This is a genomic window from Paraburkholderia sp. J11-2, from assembly GCF_905220185.1.
Taxonomy (GTDB): domain Bacteria; phylum Pseudomonadota; class Gammaproteobacteria; order Burkholderiales; family Burkholderiaceae; genus Paraburkholderia.
On sequence record NZ_CAJMYY010000014.1, the window covers coordinates 98,046 to 116,772 of the forward strand.

Sequence of the window (18,727 nt, forward strand, 5' to 3'; positions counted from 1 at the left end):
TTACTGGGCGTTGCGAATGAGCGGTTTCACAAGCTGCGCAAATGCGCTGCGTTCCTCTTGCGTGAGCGAACCGAGCGGTGCACGCGCCACGCCAACCGGCAGCCCCACCAGTTCGCAACCATAGCGCACGTACTGGATGAATTTTCCGCTGCGCTCGAGTAGTTCGAGCACCGGCAGCAATTGCGACATCAGTTGGCGGCCCAGCACGAAGTCGTTGTGTTTGACGCACGCGTCGAAAAGCGCCGTGTGCGCTTCCGGCAGGAAGTTCGATGCGCCGCCAACCCAGCTCTTCGCGCCCCACGCAAAGAATTCGAGCGCCTGGTCGTCCATGCCGCAACTGAGCACCAAGCGGTCCTTGAAGTGCGTGACGAGATGATGCAGATGTGAAATATCGCCGGTGCTTTCCTTCATGGCGATAAAGTTCGGACGCTCCAGCAGCGTTGCCAGCACGCCGTCGCTGATCTCCGTTCCCGTGCGGGCCGGAAAGTTGTACAGCATGATCGGCATGTCGAGCGCGTCGTCCACCTTCAGCATGTGGCTGAGCAGTTCCTCCTGCGTCGGCTGCGCGTAGTAAGGCGCGGCAACCAGCAGCGACGACAGACCAGCACGCTTCGCCTCCAGGCCCAGGCGAATCACCTCCTTCGTCGTGGTCGCGTTGATCCCCGCAGTCAGATACGTTTTGCCGCCCGCCGCCTCGGCAACGGTGTTGAACGTCTTGACGCGTTCCTCGAAACTCAACGCATAGTATTCGCCCGTGGTGCCGCCGATTCCAAGGCCCGCAACGCGGCCTGCGAGATTCGCTGCATGCTTGCCGAGCAAAGCGTGGTCGATTTCACCGTCCTCTTTAAACGGCGTGACCAGCGGAGTATGTACGCCCTCGAAGCTCATTTTGATTCCTCTCTTCAATAATCTTCAAACAGATAATCGGATATTCACTGCATTCGCGGCCCTGAGCGCCTGGCTTACGCCAGGGCGTCGGCGTGCGAATAAATCGGGAACTGGTGGCACAGGTCTCTCACGCGGCTGCGCACGGCGCGCTCGACCTGCTCGTCGCCGCCGGGCTCGCGCTCCAGTCCCGCCAACACTTCAAGAATCATTTCGCCAATCTGCTCGAACTGGGCCGTGCCGAATCCGCGCGTCGTGCCGGCAGGCGTGCCAAGCCGGATGCCTGAGGTCACGGTCGGATTCTCCGTGTCGAACGGAATGCCGTTCTTGTTGCAGGTGATGCCCGCGCGCTCGAGCGCTTTTTCGGCCTGCGTGCCCGTGATGCGTTTGGAACGAAGATCGACGAGCAGCAGATGGTTGTCGGTGCCGCCCGTGACGAGCGAAAGCCCGCCCGATTGCAGCACGTTGCCCAGCGCCGCGGCGTTGCGCAGCACGCGGTCGATGTAGCTCGCGAACTCCGGACGCAGCGCTTCGCCGAACGCCACCGCCTTGCCCGCAATGACGTGCATGAGCGGACCACCCTGCAGGCCGGGGAACACGGCGGAGTTGATCTTCTTCGCGATGTCGGGGTTGTTGGTGAGGATGAAGCCGCCGCGCGGACCACGAAGCGTCTTGTGCGTGGTCGACGTCACCACGTCCGCGTACTTGATCGGGTTGTCGTGCCGTCCGGCCGCGACAATGCCCGCGATATGCGCCATGTCGACCATGAGCAGCGCACCGACGCTATCGGCGATTTCACGGAAAGCCGCAAAGTCGAGCGCGCGCGGATACGCGGAATAGCCCGCGATCATGAGCTTCGGGCGGTGCTCCTGCGCCTGCCTGCGCACCGCGTCGTAGTCGATACGGTACGTCTGGGGGCTCACGCCATACTGCACCGCGTTGAACCACTTGCCGGAAAGCGCCGGTCGCGCGCCGTGCGTGAGGTGGCCGCCCGCGTCGAGCGACATGCCCATCACCGTGTCGCCGGGCTTCACCAGGGCGAGCATGACCGCACCGTTTGCCTGCGCGCCGGAATGCGGCTGCACATTGGCGTACTCGGCGTCGAACAGCGCCTTCACGCGGTCGATGGCGAGCGCCTCGACGCGGTCCACGTGTTCGCAGCCGCCGTAATAGCGCTTCGACGGGTAGCCCTCGGCATACTTGTTGGTCAGCACCGTCCCTTGCGCTTCCATCACCGCCGCCGAAACGATATTCTCGGAGGCGATCAATTCGATCTGCGTTTGCTGGCGGCGCAATTCGAGCGCGATCTCGGATGCGATGACCGGGTCACGGCTTTGGAGCGTTTCAGAAAAGAAGCACGAGTTTTCGCTCACGGGTCACTCCAGGAAGTAATCGTGTCTTGCAGGCCCTGCTGGAACTTGAAAATCGCCGGGGCAGCGGGCCCTTCCTGCCCCTTGAATATGGATCGCCGGCTTACTGCTGCAGCCAGGCTTTCAGCTTGTCCGGGTGGGCGTCGACGAACTTCTTCGCAGCGCTCGCGTAGTCGTTCGTGCTGTTGCCTTCGAGCTCGATCGCTTCGACATCCGCCAGCGTCAGCTTGAAATGCTTGAAGAACACATCGGCGCGGGGAAACTTCGTGGCGAACTGTTTGGACGCGAACGCGTGAATCTGCTCTTCGCCGCCCAGCGTGCCCTTGGGGTCCTTCAAATAGCGCATCTGCCATTTCTGCCAAAGCCAGTGCGGGCTCCAGACCGTGGCCACGACCCATTGCTTCGTTTGATACGCACGCGACACGGCGGCGAGCATGCCGGCTTCGCTCGATGACTGGAGGTTGTAGCCGTTCAGGTTGTATGCCTCAACCGACTTCTGCGAGGCTTGCATCAGGCCCGCACCCGGACCAATGCCCTGAATCGTGCCGTCGAGCTTGCTCTTGACTTCCGGCTTGTTCAGATCGGAAATCGACGAAACCTGGGACTCCGGCACGTATGCAGGCACGGCCCAGCCGTTTCTGCCGCCCGTGTAGATCACGCCGACATCGTCCAGATCGTTCTTGTACTTCGCGTAGTACACGGCGTGCGTCACCGGCAGCCAGCCGCCCACCATGATGTCCAGATCGCCGCGCGCCACGCCCTGAAACTGAATGCCGATATCGGCATTGACGAACTTGACCGGCTGGTTCAGTTTGGTCTCGAGCACGTATTTGGCGACATTGGCCGTGGCGAGTACATCCGCCCAGTCCGTGACCGCCATCTTGATCGGCTCCGCGGCCACGGCAGACCCGACGCCGACACTCATGGCGAGAACCGTCGATAGCGCAACCTTCGTCACGAGTGATTTGAAAACATCGCTAATCATGTTAGTACTCCGTATTGATGTGGAAACTACCCGTTCCTTCACGGTTACCTGCCTGTGACTTGCAGGTAACCGGCTGGTCAGCTATGCGCGGCTTCGGTGGTGCTGCCCTTGCTCACTTTCGCGACAGATCTCCTCTTCTTCGCCTTCGCGCCAAACGTCTCCGTCAGGCGGTCCAGCACGATGGCGAGCAGCACGACACCGAGCCCGCCTTCGAAGCCGATGCCGATGTCGAGGCGCTGAATGCCGCTCAACACATACTCACCCAGGCCGCCCGCGCCGATCATCGAGGCGATCACGACCATCGAAAGCGACATCATGATGGTCTGGTTCACACCGGCCATGATGGACGGCAATGCATTCGGCAGCTGGATTTTCCAGAGCAGTTGCGCGTCCGTGCTGCCGAACGAGCGGCCCGCTTCCAGCAGTTCCTCGCGCACCTGGCGAATGCCGAGCGTCGTGAGTCGCACGACAGGCGGCATGGCGAACACGACCGTTGCGATCACGGCAGGCACGCGGCCCAGCCCGAACAGGATCACGGCAGGGATCAGATAAACGAACGCCGGCATGGTCTGCATGAAATCGAGCAGTGAGCGCAGGATCATTTCCACGCGCTTGTTTCGCGCGCCCCAGATGCCGAGCGGCACGCCGACAATCAGACTGAACACCGTCGCGGCCACGACGAGCGCGAGCGTCGCAACGGTTTGCGGCCACAGCCCCATGTAGTGAATGAGCATCAGCGCGACGCCGACGAACACCGCGAACGCGATGCCACGGCGCCACAACGCAAACGCCACAAGAAACACCAGCATCGCGAGGAATGGGATGGCGCCCAGACCGTCCTCGAGCAGTTTGACGACAGCGCCGAGCGCCGCGGAAAACGCGTTGAACCCGCCCTGGAAGTGATTGAAGAGAAAATTGACGGCGTTCTCTGCGAACTTGCCGATGCCTGACGAATTCATGCTGCCCTCCGCTCCATAACCTGTTTGAGTATCGTTCGGCACGACACGACGCCCGCGAGCTTGCCTGCCGCGTCCGTGACCGGCACGTCGTGTTGCTGGCTCAATGCGATCGCGCTGAGTTCGTGCAGGTCGGTGTCCAGCGAGACCGTGCTCAGGTCCTTGAGCAGCGCTTCGCGCAGCGGTTGGGCGCCCGCCTTGTGCAACGAAGCGGGCGTGACGCAGCCCTGGTAGCGGCCGGCTTGATCGCACACATAGCCACACTCGGCGCCGCTGTCGATCAGTTGATTGAGGTAACGCTCGGCCGGCGCACCGACGTCGCCGGCAATGAGTCCACGCTCGACGCGGGTCATCAGGCGGTCGGCCTTGAGGAAGCGCGAAACGTCGACGTGACGGAAAAAGTCCCGCACGTAGTCGTCTGCCGGCGACTGGATGAGTTCAGCCGGCGTGCCGACCTGGATCAGGCAGCCGTCTTTCATGATGCCGATACGGCCGCCGATCTTGATGGCCTCTTCGATATCGTGCGAAATGAAGACGATGGTTCGCTGCTCTTCCTTCTGAAGCCGCAGCAATTCGCTTTGCATTTCGAAGCGGATGAGCGGATCGAGTGCCGAGAAAGCTTCGTCCATCAGCAGCACGGCAGGATTGACCGCGAGGGCGCGCGCAAGACCGACCCGTTGCTGCATACCGCCCGAGAGTTCGCCGGGCAAAAGCTTTTCGTACGAGCCAAGACCCACGCGCGTGAGCGCGGCGCGAGCGATTGCATAGCGCTCGGACTTTTTCATGCCCGCGACTTCGAGGCCATACGCAATGTTGTCGAGCACCGTGCGGTTCGGCAGCAGCGCAAACGACTGGAACACCATCGCCATCTTCTTGCGGCGCACTTCACGCAGCTCCGGCGTGGACATGGGCGCGATATCGCGGCCTTCGAGGACGACCTGGCCGGACGTCGGTTCAATGAGCCGGTTGAGCAGGCGCACGAGCGTCGATTTACCGGAACCCGAGAGGCCCATGATGACGAAGATCTCGCCGGCCTTCACGTTGAGGCTGACGTTGTTGACCGCCACCATGTTGCCGGTGCGCTTGAAGACTTCATCGCGGCCCAGCCCCTGCTTGACCAGTTGCGCGGCAATCTCGGGCTTCGGACCGAAGATCTTCGACAGGTTCTTGACCGTGAGAATGTCAGTGCCTGATAGGGCAATGGGCCGGGCCACCGAAGGCGTACCCGCTGTGTTGATTGCGCCTGGCGGCATTGCGTCGCCCGGTGCGAACGTCAGATGAGGGGCCATTTGTCATCCCAACTGGCTGGTTCAGAAAATTGATGCTGGCGAACTCCGTTACGACCAGAAGTTCTAGCGCGGCGATTCAGCTCGCATTAACGTCTGCCTGGCGTCGAATCCAATCCTTTGTTGATTCCGGTTCCGGCGCAGTCGCTGATGCAGTGATTGCAGCGTAGCAATCCAAATTGCGCGCTCCAGCTACATTTTTTCGACCCTTTCCCATACCTTTGGTAATGCGTGCTAGGCACGCAGAAGGCGATGAAATGTTTAGCGAATACGCACGTAGTGCGCATTCGCTATATAGGCCGGGGCTTTGCAGGAAATTGAGTGCCGGAAACGGCGCCGTCCGGCCAGTCCTCGCCAGACGGGGCCCACCGTGTCGAACAAGGGAAAGCCCTGGCGGGATTCAGTCAGGGAAATTACCAGGAAAATGCGCGAAAACCGCGAGGAAGGAGCGAAAGTTCAGACGACAAAAAAGGAATTGCCCCATTACGGGGCACAGGATCATTTCAGGTCAGGCTAAGCAGCCGTCGAAACAGCTCAGACCGCGCTCCTTCTGCTACAAATCGAGAACCAGGTTTGAAGTCGGGCGGCTGCAGCACATTAACCGCATACCCTTCTCGATTTCGCGCGGGCGAATGCCGCCATTGTGTTTCATGTCCACGGCACCTTCGAGCACTCTCGTCTTGCAGGTCCCGCATATGCCCTGGCTGCATGACGACGGCAAGGGCACGCCGGCCTTGCGCGCTGCGGCGAGCACGGTTTGCGAGGCGTCCATGGTGAACGAGCGGCCCGAGCGCGCCAGTTGCACCGTAAAGCCGGATTGAGCGGCCGGATCGGCAACCGGCTCCTGAGTGCACTCCACCGTCTGCGCGAAGTTGAAGCTTTCCTGGTGGTAGCGCGAGGGGTCGTGGCCACCCTCCGCGAGCATCTTTCTGGAAGCTTCCATATAACCGGCGGGGCCGCAGACAAACACCTCGCGGTCACGGTAGTCAGGCACATGGTCGATCAGCAGATCGAGACTGAGACGCCCCACAGGACCCGACCAGGCCGGCTCGCCCCCGTGCGCCTCGCACACGTGGACGACCCGCAGCTTGTCCGAGAGCGCGCACAAATGCGCAAGCTCGTGGCGGAAGATAATGTCCTCCGGTGTTCGCGCGCTATGAATGAACACGATGTCGCGGTTCAGTCCCAGGTCGAGCGCGGCTCGCGTCATCGACATCAACGGCGTGACACCCGACCCCGCAGAAAGATAAAGACTCCTGGCAGCCGGCCCCGAAGCAGGCGTGAATACGCCAGACGGCCCGAACGCCTTCAATTCGACGCCCTCTCTCATGTTCTCGTGCAGCCAGTTCGACATGACGCCGCCCGGTACCCGCTTGACCGTGATGGAAAGCGTATAGGGCCGTGTAGGCGGCGAAGAGATCGTGTAGCAACGGCTGACCTCCTTGCCGTCGATCTCGGCGGACACGGTAATGAATTGCCCCGGCTCGAAGCTGAAAAGCCGGCCATCCTGTGTGCCGAACACGAACGTGCGCACGTCATGGGTCTCGGCGGACACTCGCGTGCACGCGAGCGTGCGTCGCTCGTGACTCGGCCACTGCGAGTCTGCGCGCTCCCACGTGCTCGCACTGCAAAAGCGATCGGGCATCTCCCCACTCCGCGCGATGAAACAGGTATCTGCTGCTACGCTCATGGCGACCTCAAATTCCGTGAGCCTTCAGCTTCGCGTCGTACCAGCGCGAAAACTGGTCCAACGCTGCCTCGGTAAAGTTCGAGAAAGGCCCCGGAATATAGGCAGGATCCTGCGTTCCGGCATGCGTGTTCCCTACGAGCTCGGCGTCCTGGGTCGTCGTTGCGACCCACACTTCGGTGAGCCTTTTCAGGTCGTAGTCCACGCCTTCAACCGCGTCGGCGTGGACTAACCAGACCGTGCGCACGAGCGTCTTGTCGGGCGCAAGCGGCAAGCCATAGGCAATCACGGCATGGTCGCTCATCACGTGCGTCCACGAATGATGGCCCCACATGTGCACGTCGCCGAGATCGCGCCGTTGCACCTCACCGAGCAGCTTCGTGCAGGCGACTTTCGTGTCGAGCGTCTGCGATTCGTTTGCGCCCGAGATGACGAGGCGCTGAGTCCGGAAATTGGTATCCACGCTTTCGTCGAGCGCTTCGACCGTGCCGCAAACATAGCCGGCCTTTTCCCAGTTCTCCTGGCATGCCGAATTGCGCTTCAGGTAACCGTCATAGGCCTGCAGCGATTCGTCGCTCTGGCCGTCCGGGCAAAAGCCGAAGTCCTCCGCAAGAAACGAGTTCGTCAATTCCGGATGCGTGCCCGCACAGTGATAGCACTCGCGGTTGTTTTCCATGACGAGCTTCCAGTTGCCGTTTTCCACGATCTCCATTTCATGGGCGATCTTCGTGCGCGTGAGGTCGTACGGCGCGAAGCGCGGCGTCATGACCGCTTCGAGCTTTTCGAAGTCGGCGGGTGGCACGTCGGCGAGGCAAACGAAAACATGCGCGCCGACCGTCTTCACATGGACCGGAATCAGGCTGTGACAGCCTGAGTCGAAGTCCTTGCCCATGTGCGTCGAATGCATGAGGCTCCCGTCGAGATCGTACGTCCACTGATGGTACGGACACACGAGCCTACCCACGCTCGCCTTGCCCGCCTTCTTCATGATGCGCGAGCCGCGATGGCGGCACACGTTGCGATAAGCACGCACGTTCTCGTCGTCGTCGCGCACGATGATGATCGACGCCCGGCCGATATCCACCGTGTGAACATCGCCCGGCTCCGGCACGTCGGCCGTCACGCCAACCAGAATCCACAGCTTGTGAAAGAACACCTCGACATCCGTTTCGAAGACGTCCTGCCGCCCGAACAATTCACCGGGCATGCCGTGCCCTTTCTTGCGGCTATTGAGTAGTTCACGGTGCGTTTGAACTTGAACCTCGGACATGGTGAGCCTCATGATGAGCGCGCTTCGTAGCGCGTGGGACGCTGGTATGGCGTGAAGTATTGGACCGCCGAATTCCACCGTCAACGCGCTTTATAAGCTGCTTCACATTCATTTAAATCATGCGAAAATGCGCCGGAAACGCGGTGTCCGAATGCGCCTCGCGGGCCGTTTGGCACGAATTGTCAGACCAGGAATACCCGTCGACAGATGTGAGTGCGGATGAAAACCACCAAAGCAACGAAAGGCTATCGCCGCATCGTTCCCTCGCTGACCGCCCTTGTCGAGTTCGAAGCCGTAGCGCGGCTGGGGAGCTTCACCTATGCGGCAAGCGAACTGGGCGTCACGCAGTCCGCCGTGAGCAGACAGGTCAAGTTCCTCGAAGCAACACTGGGCGTGCCGCTCTTTCACCGGCTGCACCGTTCGATCGATCTGACGAGCGAAGGCGAAGCGCTCTACCGGGTCGTCGCGGAGTCCATGCAAAAGATCGCAGGCGTGTTCGATCGGCTGGTGAGCGGAACCGAGCAAAGAGAACTGGTGCTGGCATCGACCGCCGCATTTTCGCAATTGCGGCTCTTGCCTCGGCTCGCAAAGCTGAAGAAGCTCGATCCCCCGTTGCAGCTGCGGTTGTCGACCGAGATGTTTACGGCCGACCTTCGGCATGTCGAGGTCGACGTCGCCGTGCGCTATGGTGACGGCAACTGGCCGGACGGGACCTCGACCTTGCTGTTCGATGCAGAAGTCTTTCCGGTTTGCTCGCCGCAGTTTCTTCAGGAGTACGGGATGCCCCGCTCGCTCGACGAACTGGCGAAGATGGCGCTCGTGGAGTCGGATGCAACGTCCGAAGGATGGATGGTGTGGAGCGAATGGTTTCGCGCCGTCGGGTATCGGCCCACGCGTTTGAATACGGTGCTGCGGTGCAGCCTCTACACCGACGCGATTCAGGCAGTGCGCTATGGACAGGGCATTACACTGGGCTGGAACCGCCTCGTCGACGATCTGCTTCGTTCCGGAGAGCTGGTCCGCATCGACGTCGCAACATTGCGCCCCAGCGATGCCTGGTTCGTCGTGGTGCCTCACGGCCGGACCATCACGCCGGTCATCATGCAGCTCATTGAGTGGCTGCGAGGCGACCCGGCGCCGCGCTGACCTTGTAAGCACTATCGAAAGATTACAGGAGCCCCCGTGTATCAGCGACATGAGAACCTCGAGCAATTCATTCGCATTGCCCGAACGCTGTTTCAGTCAGCAGCGTTGCCGGAAGCGGGCCGCCAGTTGGCCGTGAAAGTATTCGAGCGCCTTGAACAGCCGTCCGACGACGGCAGGTGCAACAGCACACGCTATCCCGCGTGTGCCCTCCTCGACTCCGCGCTCGCGCCGCTGCTTGACGACACCACTGGACTCGGCGACGCGGCTCGCGCGATCAAGCTGCTCGAACCCGCTATGGGTTGGCAGCGGCGCACTTCCGGATCGAATGGCAGCGAAGACTATGTCGAGAAACACGTGCACGGCATGATTTGCGGCCCGAGTGGCATGGAGAGCCGTTACGACGTCCAGCTAGGCTTTTCGCTGCTCGCGCCTCACACGCGATACCCCGATCATCGGCATCCCCCTGAAGAAGCCTATGTGCTGCTCAGCGCGGGGGAATTCCGCCAACGTGAAGGAGACTGGTTCGATCCGGGCATCGGCGGCGGCCTGCACAACACACCCAACAGCCTGCACGCCATGCGTTCGGGGGCCACCCCGCTCTTTGCGCTGTGGTGTCTCCTGGTGTAAGCGGTATAAGCGCGTATCGGCTATCGGCCGGGCAATCAAAGACTCAGCAGCCCGCGATACAAACCGTAGCCGGCCACGGCGGCGGCAACAAGCACGGCCGCAAAGACGACTTTCTCCAGATGAGTAAACACTGGCTGCCCGGCTTCGCGCCTCGCCTTGGCGAACAAGATGACGCTCGGCGCATAAAGCAGCGACGAAAGCAGAAGGTATTTCACGCCGCCTGCATACAGCAGCCAGGCCGCGTACAGCACGGAAACCGCGGCAATCAACAAATCCCTGCGGCGGTCCTTGTTTGACAGCTCGTAGGTCTCGCCACGAATGGCGAGCAGTAACGCATAGATCGCCGACCAGAAGTAAGGCACGAGAATCATCGAGGTCGCGAGATAGATCAGCGAGAGGTACGTGCCTTTCGACACCAGCGTAATGAGCAAAAACACCTGCACCATGCCGTTGGTTAGCCATAACGCGTTTGCCGGCACCTGGCTCGCGTTTTCCTTGCGCAGGAACGCAGGCATCGTGCGGTCCCGCGCGGCCGAGAACAAAATCTCCGCGCACAGCATGACCCACGACAGCAACGCGCCGGCCAGCGAAATGGCCAGCCCCACGCTCACCAGCACCACGCCCCAATGTCCGATAACGTGTTCGAGCACGCCTGCCATCGACGGATTCTTCAGTCCGGCGAGTTGACGCTGGTTCATGATGCCGAGCGCCAGCACGTTGACGAGCACCAGCACAAGAAGAACGATGAAGAAGCCGATGACGGTCGCCTTGCCAACGCTCTTGCGGTCCGCCGCGCGCGCCGAGAAAACGGTCGCCCCTTCTATGCCGACGAACACCCACACCGTGACGAGCATCATGTTGCGGACCTGATCCAGCACGCTGCCCAGTGACGGATTCGTGCTCGCCCAGATATCTGCCGAAAAGACATCCAGCCTGAACGCAAGCAGGCAAATGAGAATGAACAGAACGAGCGGAACGATCTTCGCAATCGTCGTGATCTGATTGATGAAACTCGCTTCCTTGATGCCGCGCAGCACCAGAAAATGCACGCTCCACAGCAGCACTGAAGAGCAGGCGATAGCGGGCAGCGTATTGCCCTCGCCGAATACGGGGAAAAAATACCCGAGCGTGCTGAAGAGCAGCACGTAGTAGCCAACGTTGCCAAGCCACGCGCTGATCCAGTAGCCCCAGGCCGAGGCGAAGCCCATGTAATTGCCGAATCCGGCCTTGGCGTAAGCGTAGACGCCGCCGTCGAGATTCGGCTTGCGGTTGGCGAGTGTCTGGAACACCAGCGCGAGCGCCAGCATGCCGAAGGCGGTAATGACCCAGCCAATCAGAACGGCGCCCACGCCTGCGGAAGCGGCCATATTCTGCGGCAACGAAAATATGCCGCCGCCGATCATCGACCCCACGACGAGGGCAACAAGCGCGCCCAGCCGCAGCCCGTTTGAGTCCCTGTGTTCCCCAGCGGCATCGAATCCGTGGGCAGCGTCGCTCATATCCGCTCCGTCTTCGCAGTATCAGGTCGGGGCATGCGGCTCCATTGCGAACTCATTGTTGGCACGAACGCAGGCAATTGCAAGGAAAACGCAGTGCCGCACGAAGCTACCGGACACGTCGCGCAATGCGCGGCGCATCTCCCGCAGTGCGATATGATCGCGCTTTACTATGCCGGGAATCCCTCTATGCAAGTGCTGGTCGACGCTGACGCCTGCCCCGCCGTCATCAAGGACATGCTGTTTCGGGCCGCGCGGCGTGCCGAAGTCCAGGTAACGCTGGTTGCAAACCAATATCTGCGCACACCGCCGTCGCCCTTCATCAAGTCGGTTCAGGTGCCGGCGGGATTCGACGCGGCCGATGCCCGCATTGTCGAACTGGTCGAGCCGGGCGATCTCGTGATCACGGCGGACATACCGCTTGCCGCCGCCGTGCTCGACAAAAGCGCACAGGCACTCGATCCGCGAGGCAACTGGTTCACACGCGAAAATATTCAGGAATGGCTGACGATGCGCGACGTGATGGATCAACTGCGCAATGCAGGCATTGAAACGGGCGGTCCGGCGCCGTTCAGCGCGCGTGATAGCAAGACGTTCGCCGGGCAGCTCGATCGATTTCTCGCACGGCATAGCCCGCCGCCGCGCAAACCTGCGTGAGCGCGTAGCGCACGTGGACGTTTGAGATCATCGCATCACGATTTCCCAAAGCTCGTGGCCTCGCACAGGCGAATCGCGCGCGATTAGAGCCGAAATATTCCCCGCGCGCATGTAACCCCTGCAACGCACAGGGTCTTTCGCAGGATGATTTGACGCCAAAAATGGGGCGCCGGAGCGGCGAAGCCTACGCTTTCCTTACCGCAGCCGATTCGGCGCGCGCCTCGGTGCAGCCTGACTTTGCCGCCGATCGCACAGGCCGGCCGCGATGCGTATTGGGCAGACACGATAGTTTGGAATCCTGACCGGATGCGTTTCGCGCTTGCCATTGGGCGGCGACTTTCCTATGATCCTCAAACGCGAATCACTCTCATTCGCACCGGAACACCACCCGCCCGCGCAAACGGTTGCGCGGTTGCGTCTCGTGAGCTTTCTCGCCGTATTCGTCCTTCGATGAGGTAACTCGACATGGTCCTTTCCGCACCAGGTGAAAGTTCAATCATGAGTACAACTAATATCCAGCCGGGTCCGTCCTCGCGCGTGCTCGACTTCGTGGCGATCGGCCTCGGGCCGTTCAACCTGAGCCTCGCCTGCCTGGCCGACCCGATCCGCGATCTGCGCGGCCTGTTCCTCGAACGCAACGAGGATTTCGACTGGCATCCGGGCATGCTGATCGACGACACCACGCTGCAAAACCCGTTTCTCGCCGACCTCGTGAGTCTCGCCGACCCCAAAAGCAAGTTCAGTTTTCTCAACTACTGCAAGCAGGAAGGCAAGCTCTATGCGTATTACATTCGCGAGCGCTTTTATCTGAGCCGCGCCGAATATAACCGTTACTGCAAATGGGCCATCAGCCAGCTTTCGAGCATCGCGTTCGGCTCGAGTGTGGAGCACGTTGAATACGATGCCCAGCACGGCTACTACGTGGTGAGCGGGCGGCACACTCGCACCGGGCAGCCGTTCACGCATCGCGCGTTGCGTCTCGTGATCGGCGTGGGCTCGGTGCCGCAATTGCCGCCGTGTTGCGGCGAGCTGCATGAGCGCTGCATCCATAGCGCACATTACGTCACGCGCAAAACCGAGTTGCAGCAAAAGCGTTCGATCGCCGTGATCGGCAGCGGCCAGAGCGCCGCCGAGATCTTCTACGACCTGCTCAAGGAGAGCGACGAGCACGACTACTCGCTCACGTGGATCACACGCTCGCCACGCTTCTTCCAGATGGAGAACACGAAGCTTACGCTGGAAATGATCTCGCCCGACTACATCGACTACTTCTACAACCTGCCGGTCGGTGTGCGCGAAAACATCATCGCCAAGCAGGACAGTCTCTACAAAGGCGTCAACGCCTCGCTCATCAACCAGATCTACGACCTGCTCGACGACCGGCGCAGCCGCGGCAGCAACAGCGCGCGCCTCATCACCAATTCCGAGCTGAGCGCGTGCCACTACGACCGCGTAGACGACCGCTTTCACCTGCGCTTCGTCCAGCGCGACGAGGGCGTGCAATACACGCATATCACCGACGGTGCGATCTTCGCGACCGGCTATGGGCAAAATGTGCCCGGCTTCATCGACGGCATTCGCGCCCGCATTCGCTGGGACGACAAAGGGCGCTACCGCCTCTCGCGCAACTATGCGATCGACGTGAGCGGGCGCGAGATCTTCGTGCAAAACGCGGGGCTCTACAGCCACGGGCTGACCAACCCCGACCTTGGCATGAGCTGCTATCGCAACTCCTGCATTCTGCGCGAGCTGACCGGTGTCGAACACTACAAGATCGAGCGGCGCATCGCGCTGCAGGACTTCTCGGTGCCCGACACGGAAGCGTTCGTGAAAGTGCCGCTGGAGGCGCAATGAAGCTGCGCAGCACGATCATCCTGATGACGACCTTTGCCGTTATCAGCGACGCAATCCTGATTCCGTTCTACCCGCAATTCTTCGCGGCGCGCTATGGCGTGACGAGCCCAGTGCATGCGGGCGCTTACGTGGCGTTCATCTCGATCGTCGTGATGCTCACGCTGCCGCTCTGGGCGCGCATTGCGAAGCGGCTCGACGCCATGCATCTGCTCGTCTACACGCAATGTGCCGCGGGCGTGCTCTCGGTGGCCAGCTATTTCGCGCCCACGGTGGCGCTCTTCTGGGTGCTCTCGCTTGCCATGTTCATGTGCAAAAGCAGCTATCTGCTGATGTACCCGTACATGATGCGGCTCGAAGCGAAAGAATCGCACGCGCATACCATCGGCGTGCTTTCCGTGGTCGTGCATTTCGGCGCGATTGCGGGTGCAGTGGCGGGCGGCTTCGTCATGCAGGTCTGGGACGCGCATCACTGCATCTTCGCGATGGCCGCAGGCGACTTCGTGCAGATGGCGATCTGCTTTGCGCTGATCCGCACGCATGGCATTGCGCGGCGCTGCCGGTTTGCCGGCGAATCCGCTGATGCCCAGTCAAAGCCGGGCCTGCGTGCGCGCATGCCGATCCTGTGCCTCGCCCTGCTCATGCTCGCCTTCGACTTCTGTGTCTATCTCATCCGCCCGTTCATGGCGTCGTACTGGCAGGCGGTCACCCATGCACCCGGCGAGCTGGTTCCGGGGCTCGTGTTCGCCATTCCCGGCATGGTTGCGCTCGTCGCGCTGCGCCTGAACAAGCGGCTCGCCGCGCAAGGCAAACGCGTGCCCGACCACATGCTCGCGAACCTGCTGCTCTGCACCGCCGGCATGCTGCTGCAAGGCGTGGAAGCGCCGCTGTGGATCGTCGTGGGTCGCGTGATGTTCGGCTGGGCGTTGTTCCAGATTGTCGTGAAGCTCGACGTGACGATGTTCGCACTGAGCACGCCCGCCTCCTATGCCGCCGATTACAGCGTCATCAACTTCTTCCAGAACCTTGGTGTGCTGCTGGCCTCGTTCGCGGCCGGCGCCATTGTCGATGAAGCCGGCTTGCGCGCACCGTTCTTCGTGGCCTCAGCAGGCCTCATTGTCACGGCGCTCGCGAGCGTCTGGCTGCTCGCCCTGCCACGCGCCCAAGGCGCCGCCCTCTCCAACCCGATTGCCGAAACAGGAGTCACCGCTCGTGCGAACTGAAATCGCTGCCGACGAAGTCGCGTTGCGTCATGTCGCGGCTGCACGCATCGCCAGGCCAGAGGCCTTTCATATCCGGGCGCTCGACGCGCAACGCGACGCGCCCACGCTGCACCGCTGGTTCGTCGAAGAACGCGCGGCATTCTGGAACATGCGCGACAAGAGCGTGGCGGACGTGGCCGCGTTCTATCAGGCTATCGAGGACTCGGGGCACGCACGCGCCTGGCTCGGGCTGCACGATGGCGCGCCCGCCTTCCTGTTCGAAAGCTACGACCCGGCGCACGAAGAGATTGGCGGTCACTACGACGTGCGTACGGGCGATCTCGGCATGCACCTGTTCGTCGGGCCCGCCGCCATACGAAGGTCCGGCTATACCCGCCACGTGTTCGAAACGCTCATGGCGTTCCTGTTCGAGCGCCTTGGCGCCCAACGCGTCGTTGTCGAGCCCGATGCGCGCAACGCACGCATCCACGCCCTGAATCGTGCGATGGGCTTCGTCTACACGAAGGACGTCGCGTTCCGCGAAAAGATCGCCTCGCTCGCGTTTTGCACGCGCGCTGATTTTTACGCAGCCATTACGCAGGATCACTAAATTCAATAAGGACATCGCATCATGAATCACGTCGCAGCTCAGGCTTCCATGCAACACATTCTCCTCGCGCCCCACGAGGCCGCCGCCCACCTCACCCCCGAAGTCTGGCAGCGCGCAAACCGCATGCTGGTACGCAAGGCCATTGCCGAGTACGCGCACGAGTTGATTGTCGAGCCGCAGCGCGTGGGCGACGCCCCCGGCGAGCACTACGCTCGCTATGCGCTCGAATCCGACGACGGCACGCGCGTCTACACGTTCGACGCGCGCCTGCTCGCGCTGCGCCACTGGAGCATTCGCGCCGAAACGATCGTGTGTTCGCAGGATGGTTCGCCTCAACCGCTCGACGCGCTCGCCTTCATTCTCGACGTGAAAGCGCGGCTTGGCATCAAGGAGGAAATGCTGCCCATCTACCTCGATGAAATCAGCAGCACGCTGTATGGCGCCGCCTACAAAGCCGTGAAGGACGGCCCGAACACGCCCGAACTCCTGAATGCCGACTTCCAGGCGATTGAAACCGCCATGAGCGAAGGCCATCCGGGCTTCGTCGCCAACAACGGACGGCTCGGCTTCGACGCAGGCGACTATCGCGCATTCGCTCCCGAGGCAGGCTCGCCGGTCCAGGTCGTCTGGCTCGCCGTGCACAAAGAGAACGCCGCGTTCCACAGCGCCGCCGACCTCGATTACGAACAGCTGATGGAAGAAGAACTGGGCACGGAAACCATCGCGCGCTTTCGCTCGACGGTCGAAGCGCGCGGCGTGGACTTCGACGACTATCGGCTGATGCCGGCGCACCCATGGCAGTGGTTCAACAAGCTTTCGATCGCGTTCGCAAGCTATGTCGCGACCCATCGCATCATTTGCCTCGGCTACGGCGACGACCGTTATTCGGCCCAGCAGTCGATCCGCACGTTTTTCAATCTCTCGGATCGTTCGAAGCGCTATGTGAAAACGTCACTCTCGATTCTCAACATGGGCTTCATGCGCGGCCTCTCGCCGTACTACATGTCGGGCACGCCCGCCATCAACGACTACATCAAGGGCCTGGTAGCGAGCGACCCGTATCTGCAGGACCAAGGGTTCACTATCCTGCGTGAAGTCGCGTCCATCGGCTTTCGAAATCGTTATTACGAAGCGGCCGTGCAGGCGGATAGCCCCTACAAGAAGATGTTCTCGGCGCTCTGGCGCGAGAATCCGCTGAACCTCGCCGGAGAAGGCCAGCGGCTCATGACCATGGCCGCGCTGCTGCATACGGACCGCCACGGCGCGGCGCTGCTGCCCGCGCTGATCGAGGCTTCGGGGCTCTCGGCGCAGGCGTGGCTCGAGCGATATATGGAGGCGTATCTCGCGCCGCTCGTTCACTGCTTCTACGCGCACGATCTCGTGTTCATGCCGCACGGCGAAAATCTCATCCTCGTGCTCGAAAACCATGTGCCCGTGCGCGCGATCATGAAGGACATCGCCGAAGAGTCGGCCATCCTCAACAAGGACGCGCAGCTGCCGGAAAACGTCAAGCGCCTCGCCGTGGACGTGCCCGAACGCGTCAAGCTGCTCGCGATCTTCATCGACGTGTTCGACGGCTTTTTCCGCTATATGAACCAGGTACTCGTCGAGCACGGTTGCTGCACGGAAGATGTGTTCTGGGACACGGTGGCGCGCTGCGTCGCGCGCTATCAGGAAGCGCACCCGCAACTGGCAGGGAAATACGCCGAATACGACCTCTTCGCGCCCGAGTTCCTCCACTCGTGCCTGAACCGTCTGCAACTGGGCAACAACCTGCAGATGGTCAATCTCGCCGATCCCGCGGGCAACCTGAAGATGGCGGGCAATCTGCGCAATCCGCTCGCGGGCAGGCGTGGCGCGCTGCAAAGCGCCGCACAGCTCAACGGCATGAGCGCCGAAGCGGTCGCGGCGTAAACATGGTGGCGAACCGCGCGCTCGACGACATGCTGCATCGCGCCGCGCGGCTCGTGCCGGGGTTGCAGGGCGTGGTGGCAACGCACCCTGCAGAGGCGATCGTGCATACGCGCCCGGCGTCGGGCGGCATCGAGTCCAATCGCACCGCCCTCGAAGCGATGCTTGACTACTGGTCGGGCACCTACCCCGAGGCGGGCCGCCCTTACTGGTCGTCGCGCTGCTGGGGCATTCTGATCTGGCAGCCGCTCTATTTGAGCGTGATCGGCGTGCATGCTTCGGGCGTGTCGCTGTCACTGCGAGACATTGCGCAGCCCATCGCCGACGGCTGGACCGGCGCGGTCCACATCCGCGATCACGAACCGGCGCAAGGCGACACGCATGCGTTGATCGCTCACGCCGCGCGCGAAATCGTCTCGTGCTGCGAGCAGATGCACGACGAACTGATGCCGGTGATCCGTCTGAACCCGGCATCGGTGCGCGGCACGCAAGCCGATGTCGTGCTCGCCGCGCTCCTTGCGGCACGCAAGGCCCGGCCCGAATGGAGCGACGCGCAAGTCGATAGGCATGGGCGGCAGTGGCTCGCGGCGCTCGGTCTGGAGGGTCACTCAGGCTATTTCCCGTTCTCGCGCACGAACGGCGCGCGTGCACTCGCGCTCGAGCGCCGCACCTGCTGCTACCACTACCGCCGCCGCGACGGCGAACTCTGCAGCACCTGTCCGCGGCTGGACAAGCATGAACGCATCGTGCGCCTGAATGCGCAACACGAAACAGGATGAAACCGACCG

At 61.8% G+C, this 18,727-nt stretch carries 16 protein-coding genes; 8 read left to right on the forward strand and 8 right to left on the reverse strand.

Translation table 11 applies throughout. From position 1 onward, the window contains the following. From U5A57_RS20475 to U5A57_RS20505, 7 genes are all read right to left on the reverse strand, one after another. Entirely contained in the window at window positions 1-888 is an 888-nt protein-coding gene (locus tag U5A57_RS20475) for a dihydrodipicolinate synthase family protein (RefSeq protein ID WP_321913492.1), read from the reverse strand. A gap of 74 nt (window positions 889-962) precedes the next feature. Continuing rightward, window positions 963-2,258 (reverse strand): serine hydroxymethyltransferase, encoded by a 1,296-nt coding sequence (gene glyA / locus U5A57_RS20480; RefSeq protein ID WP_321913493.1) that lies wholly within the window; start codon window positions 2,256-2,258, stop codon window positions 963-965. 100 nt (window positions 2,259-2,358) lie between these two features. Beyond that, complete coding sequence (locus U5A57_RS20485; RefSeq protein ID WP_321913494.1) at window positions 2,359-3,240, reverse strand: glycine betaine ABC transporter substrate-binding protein; 882 nt, start codon at window positions 3,238-3,240, stop codon at window positions 2,359-2,361. Window positions 3,241-3,317: 77 nt separating this feature from the next. Beyond that, on the reverse strand, window positions 3,318-4,199 hold the full coding sequence (locus tag U5A57_RS20490) for a proline/glycine betaine ABC transporter permease (protein ID WP_321913495.1): 882 nt from the start codon (window positions 4,197-4,199) through the stop codon (window positions 3,318-3,320). Further along, a complete protein-coding gene (locus U5A57_RS20495; RefSeq protein ID WP_321913496.1) occupies window positions 4,196-5,485 on the reverse strand; it encodes a glycine betaine/L-proline ABC transporter ATP-binding protein in 1,290 nt (429 codons plus the stop codon). Before U5A57_RS20495 ends, U5A57_RS20490 begins: the two co-directional genes overlap by 4 nt. 550 nt (window positions 5,486-6,035) lie before the next feature. Next, window positions 6,036-7,127, reverse strand: a complete 1,092-nt coding sequence (locus U5A57_RS20500) for a hybrid-cluster NAD(P)-dependent oxidoreductase (RefSeq protein ID WP_321913497.1) — start codon at window positions 7,125-7,127, stop codon at window positions 6,036-6,038. A gap of 52 nt (window positions 7,128-7,179) precedes the next feature. Then, window positions 7,180-8,439: an aromatic ring-hydroxylating dioxygenase subunit alpha gene (locus tag U5A57_RS20505; RefSeq protein ID WP_321913498.1), complete on the reverse strand. Its 1,260-nt coding sequence runs from the start codon at window positions 8,437-8,439 to the stop codon at window positions 7,180-7,182. A gap of 219 nt (window positions 8,440-8,658) precedes the next feature. On the opposite strand from U5A57_RS20505, the gene U5A57_RS20510 reads away from it, so the two are divergent. After that, complete coding sequence (locus U5A57_RS20510; RefSeq protein ID WP_321913499.1) at window positions 8,659-9,585, forward strand: LysR substrate-binding domain-containing protein; 927 nt, start codon at window positions 8,659-8,661, stop codon at window positions 9,583-9,585. A gap of 36 nt (window positions 9,586-9,621) precedes the next feature. Next, window positions 9,622-10,212, forward strand: a complete 591-nt coding sequence (locus U5A57_RS20515) for a dimethylsulfonioproprionate lyase family protein (RefSeq protein WP_321913500.1) — start codon at window positions 9,622-9,624, stop codon at window positions 10,210-10,212. Between the two features lie 35 nt (window positions 10,213-10,247). Here U5A57_RS20515 and arcD read toward each other — a convergent pair whose 3' ends face one another. Continuing rightward, window positions 10,248-11,711: an arginine-ornithine antiporter gene (arcD, locus tag U5A57_RS20520; RefSeq protein WP_321913501.1), complete on the reverse strand. Its 1,464-nt coding sequence runs from the start codon at window positions 11,709-11,711 to the stop codon at window positions 10,248-10,250. Window positions 11,712-11,897: 186 nt separating this feature from the next. On the opposite strand from arcD, the gene U5A57_RS20525 reads away from it, so the two are divergent. The 6 genes from U5A57_RS20525 to U5A57_RS20550 all read left to right on the forward strand — a co-directional run bounded on the left by U5A57_RS20525 (window position 11,898) and on the right by U5A57_RS20550 (window position 18,718). Next, complete coding sequence (locus tag U5A57_RS20525; RefSeq protein ID WP_321913502.1) at window positions 11,898-12,365, forward strand: YaiI/YqxD family protein; 468 nt, start codon at window positions 11,898-11,900, stop codon at window positions 12,363-12,365. Window positions 12,366-12,863: 498 nt separating this feature from the next. Then, window positions 12,864-14,219, forward strand: coding sequence for a lysine N(6)-hydroxylase/L-ornithine N(5)-oxygenase family protein (locus tag U5A57_RS20530; RefSeq protein ID WP_321913503.1), 1,356 nt, complete (start codon window positions 12,864-12,866; stop codon window positions 14,217-14,219). Continuing rightward, entirely contained in the window at window positions 14,216-15,439 is a 1,224-nt protein-coding gene (locus U5A57_RS20535) for an MFS transporter (protein WP_321913504.1), read from the forward strand. The genes U5A57_RS20530 and U5A57_RS20535 overlap by 4 nt, the downstream gene beginning before the upstream one ends. Continuing rightward, entirely contained in the window at window positions 15,429-16,028 is a 600-nt protein-coding gene (locus tag U5A57_RS20540) for a GNAT family N-acetyltransferase (RefSeq protein WP_321913505.1), read from the forward strand. Before U5A57_RS20535 ends, U5A57_RS20540 begins: the two co-directional genes overlap by 11 nt. Window positions 16,029-16,049: 21 nt before the next feature. Beyond that, on the forward strand, window positions 16,050-17,942 hold the full coding sequence (locus U5A57_RS20545) for an IucA/IucC family protein (RefSeq protein ID WP_415774648.1): 1,893 nt from the start codon (window positions 16,050-16,052) through the stop codon (window positions 17,940-17,942). Between the two features lie 2 nt (window positions 17,943-17,944). Continuing rightward, window positions 17,945-18,718 (forward strand): siderophore ferric iron reductase, encoded by a 774-nt coding sequence (locus U5A57_RS20550; RefSeq protein ID WP_321913506.1) that lies wholly within the window; start codon window positions 17,945-17,947, stop codon window positions 18,716-18,718. The last annotated feature ends 9 nt before the right edge of the window (window positions 18,719-18,727 follow it).

Bases quoted from the DNA above. Each gene is read 5' to 3' on its own strand.
- U5A57_RS20475 (WP_321913492.1), bottom strand. From the start codon at position 888: ATGAGCTTCGAGGGCGTACATACTCCGCTGGTCACGCCGTTTAAAGAG.
- U5A57_RS20485 (WP_321913494.1), bottom strand. From the start codon at position 3,240: ATGATTAGCGATGTTTTCAAATCACTCGTGACGAAGGTTGCGCTATCG.
- U5A57_RS20490 (WP_321913495.1), bottom strand. From the start codon at position 4,199: ATGAATTCGTCAGGCATCGGCAAGTTCGCAGAGAACGCCGTCAATTTT.
- U5A57_RS20495 (WP_321913496.1), bottom strand. From the start codon at position 5,485: ATGGCCCCTCATCTGACGTTCGCACCGGGCGACGCAATGCCGCCAGGC.
- U5A57_RS20500 (WP_321913497.1), bottom strand. From the start codon at position 7,127: ATGCCCGATCGCTTTTGCAGTGCGAGCACGTGGGAGCGCGCAGACTCG.
- U5A57_RS20505 (WP_321913498.1), bottom strand. From the start codon at position 8,439: ATGTCCGAGGTTCAAGTTCAAACGCACCGTGAACTACTCAATAGCCGC.
- U5A57_RS20510 (WP_321913499.1), top strand. From the start codon at position 8,659: ATGAAAACCACCAAAGCAACGAAAGGCTATCGCCGCATCGTTCCCTCG.
- arcD (WP_321913501.1), bottom strand. From the start codon at position 11,711: ATGAGCGACGCTGCCCACGGATTCGATGCCGCTGGGGAACACAGGGAC.
- U5A57_RS20525 (WP_321913502.1), top strand. From the start codon at position 11,898: ATGCAAGTGCTGGTCGACGCTGACGCCTGCCCCGCCGTCATCAAGGAC.
- U5A57_RS20530 (WP_321913503.1), top strand. From the start codon at position 12,864: ATGAGTACAACTAATATCCAGCCGGGTCCGTCCTCGCGCGTGCTCGAC.
- U5A57_RS20535 (WP_321913504.1), top strand. From the start codon at position 14,216: ATGAAGCTGCGCAGCACGATCATCCTGATGACGACCTTTGCCGTTATC.
- U5A57_RS20545 (WP_415774648.1), top strand. From the start codon at position 16,050: ATGAATCACGTCGCAGCTCAGGCTTCCATGCAACACATTCTCCTCGCG.
- U5A57_RS20550 (WP_321913506.1), top strand. From the start codon at position 17,945: ATGGTGGCGAACCGCGCGCTCGACGACATGCTGCATCGCGCCGCGCGG.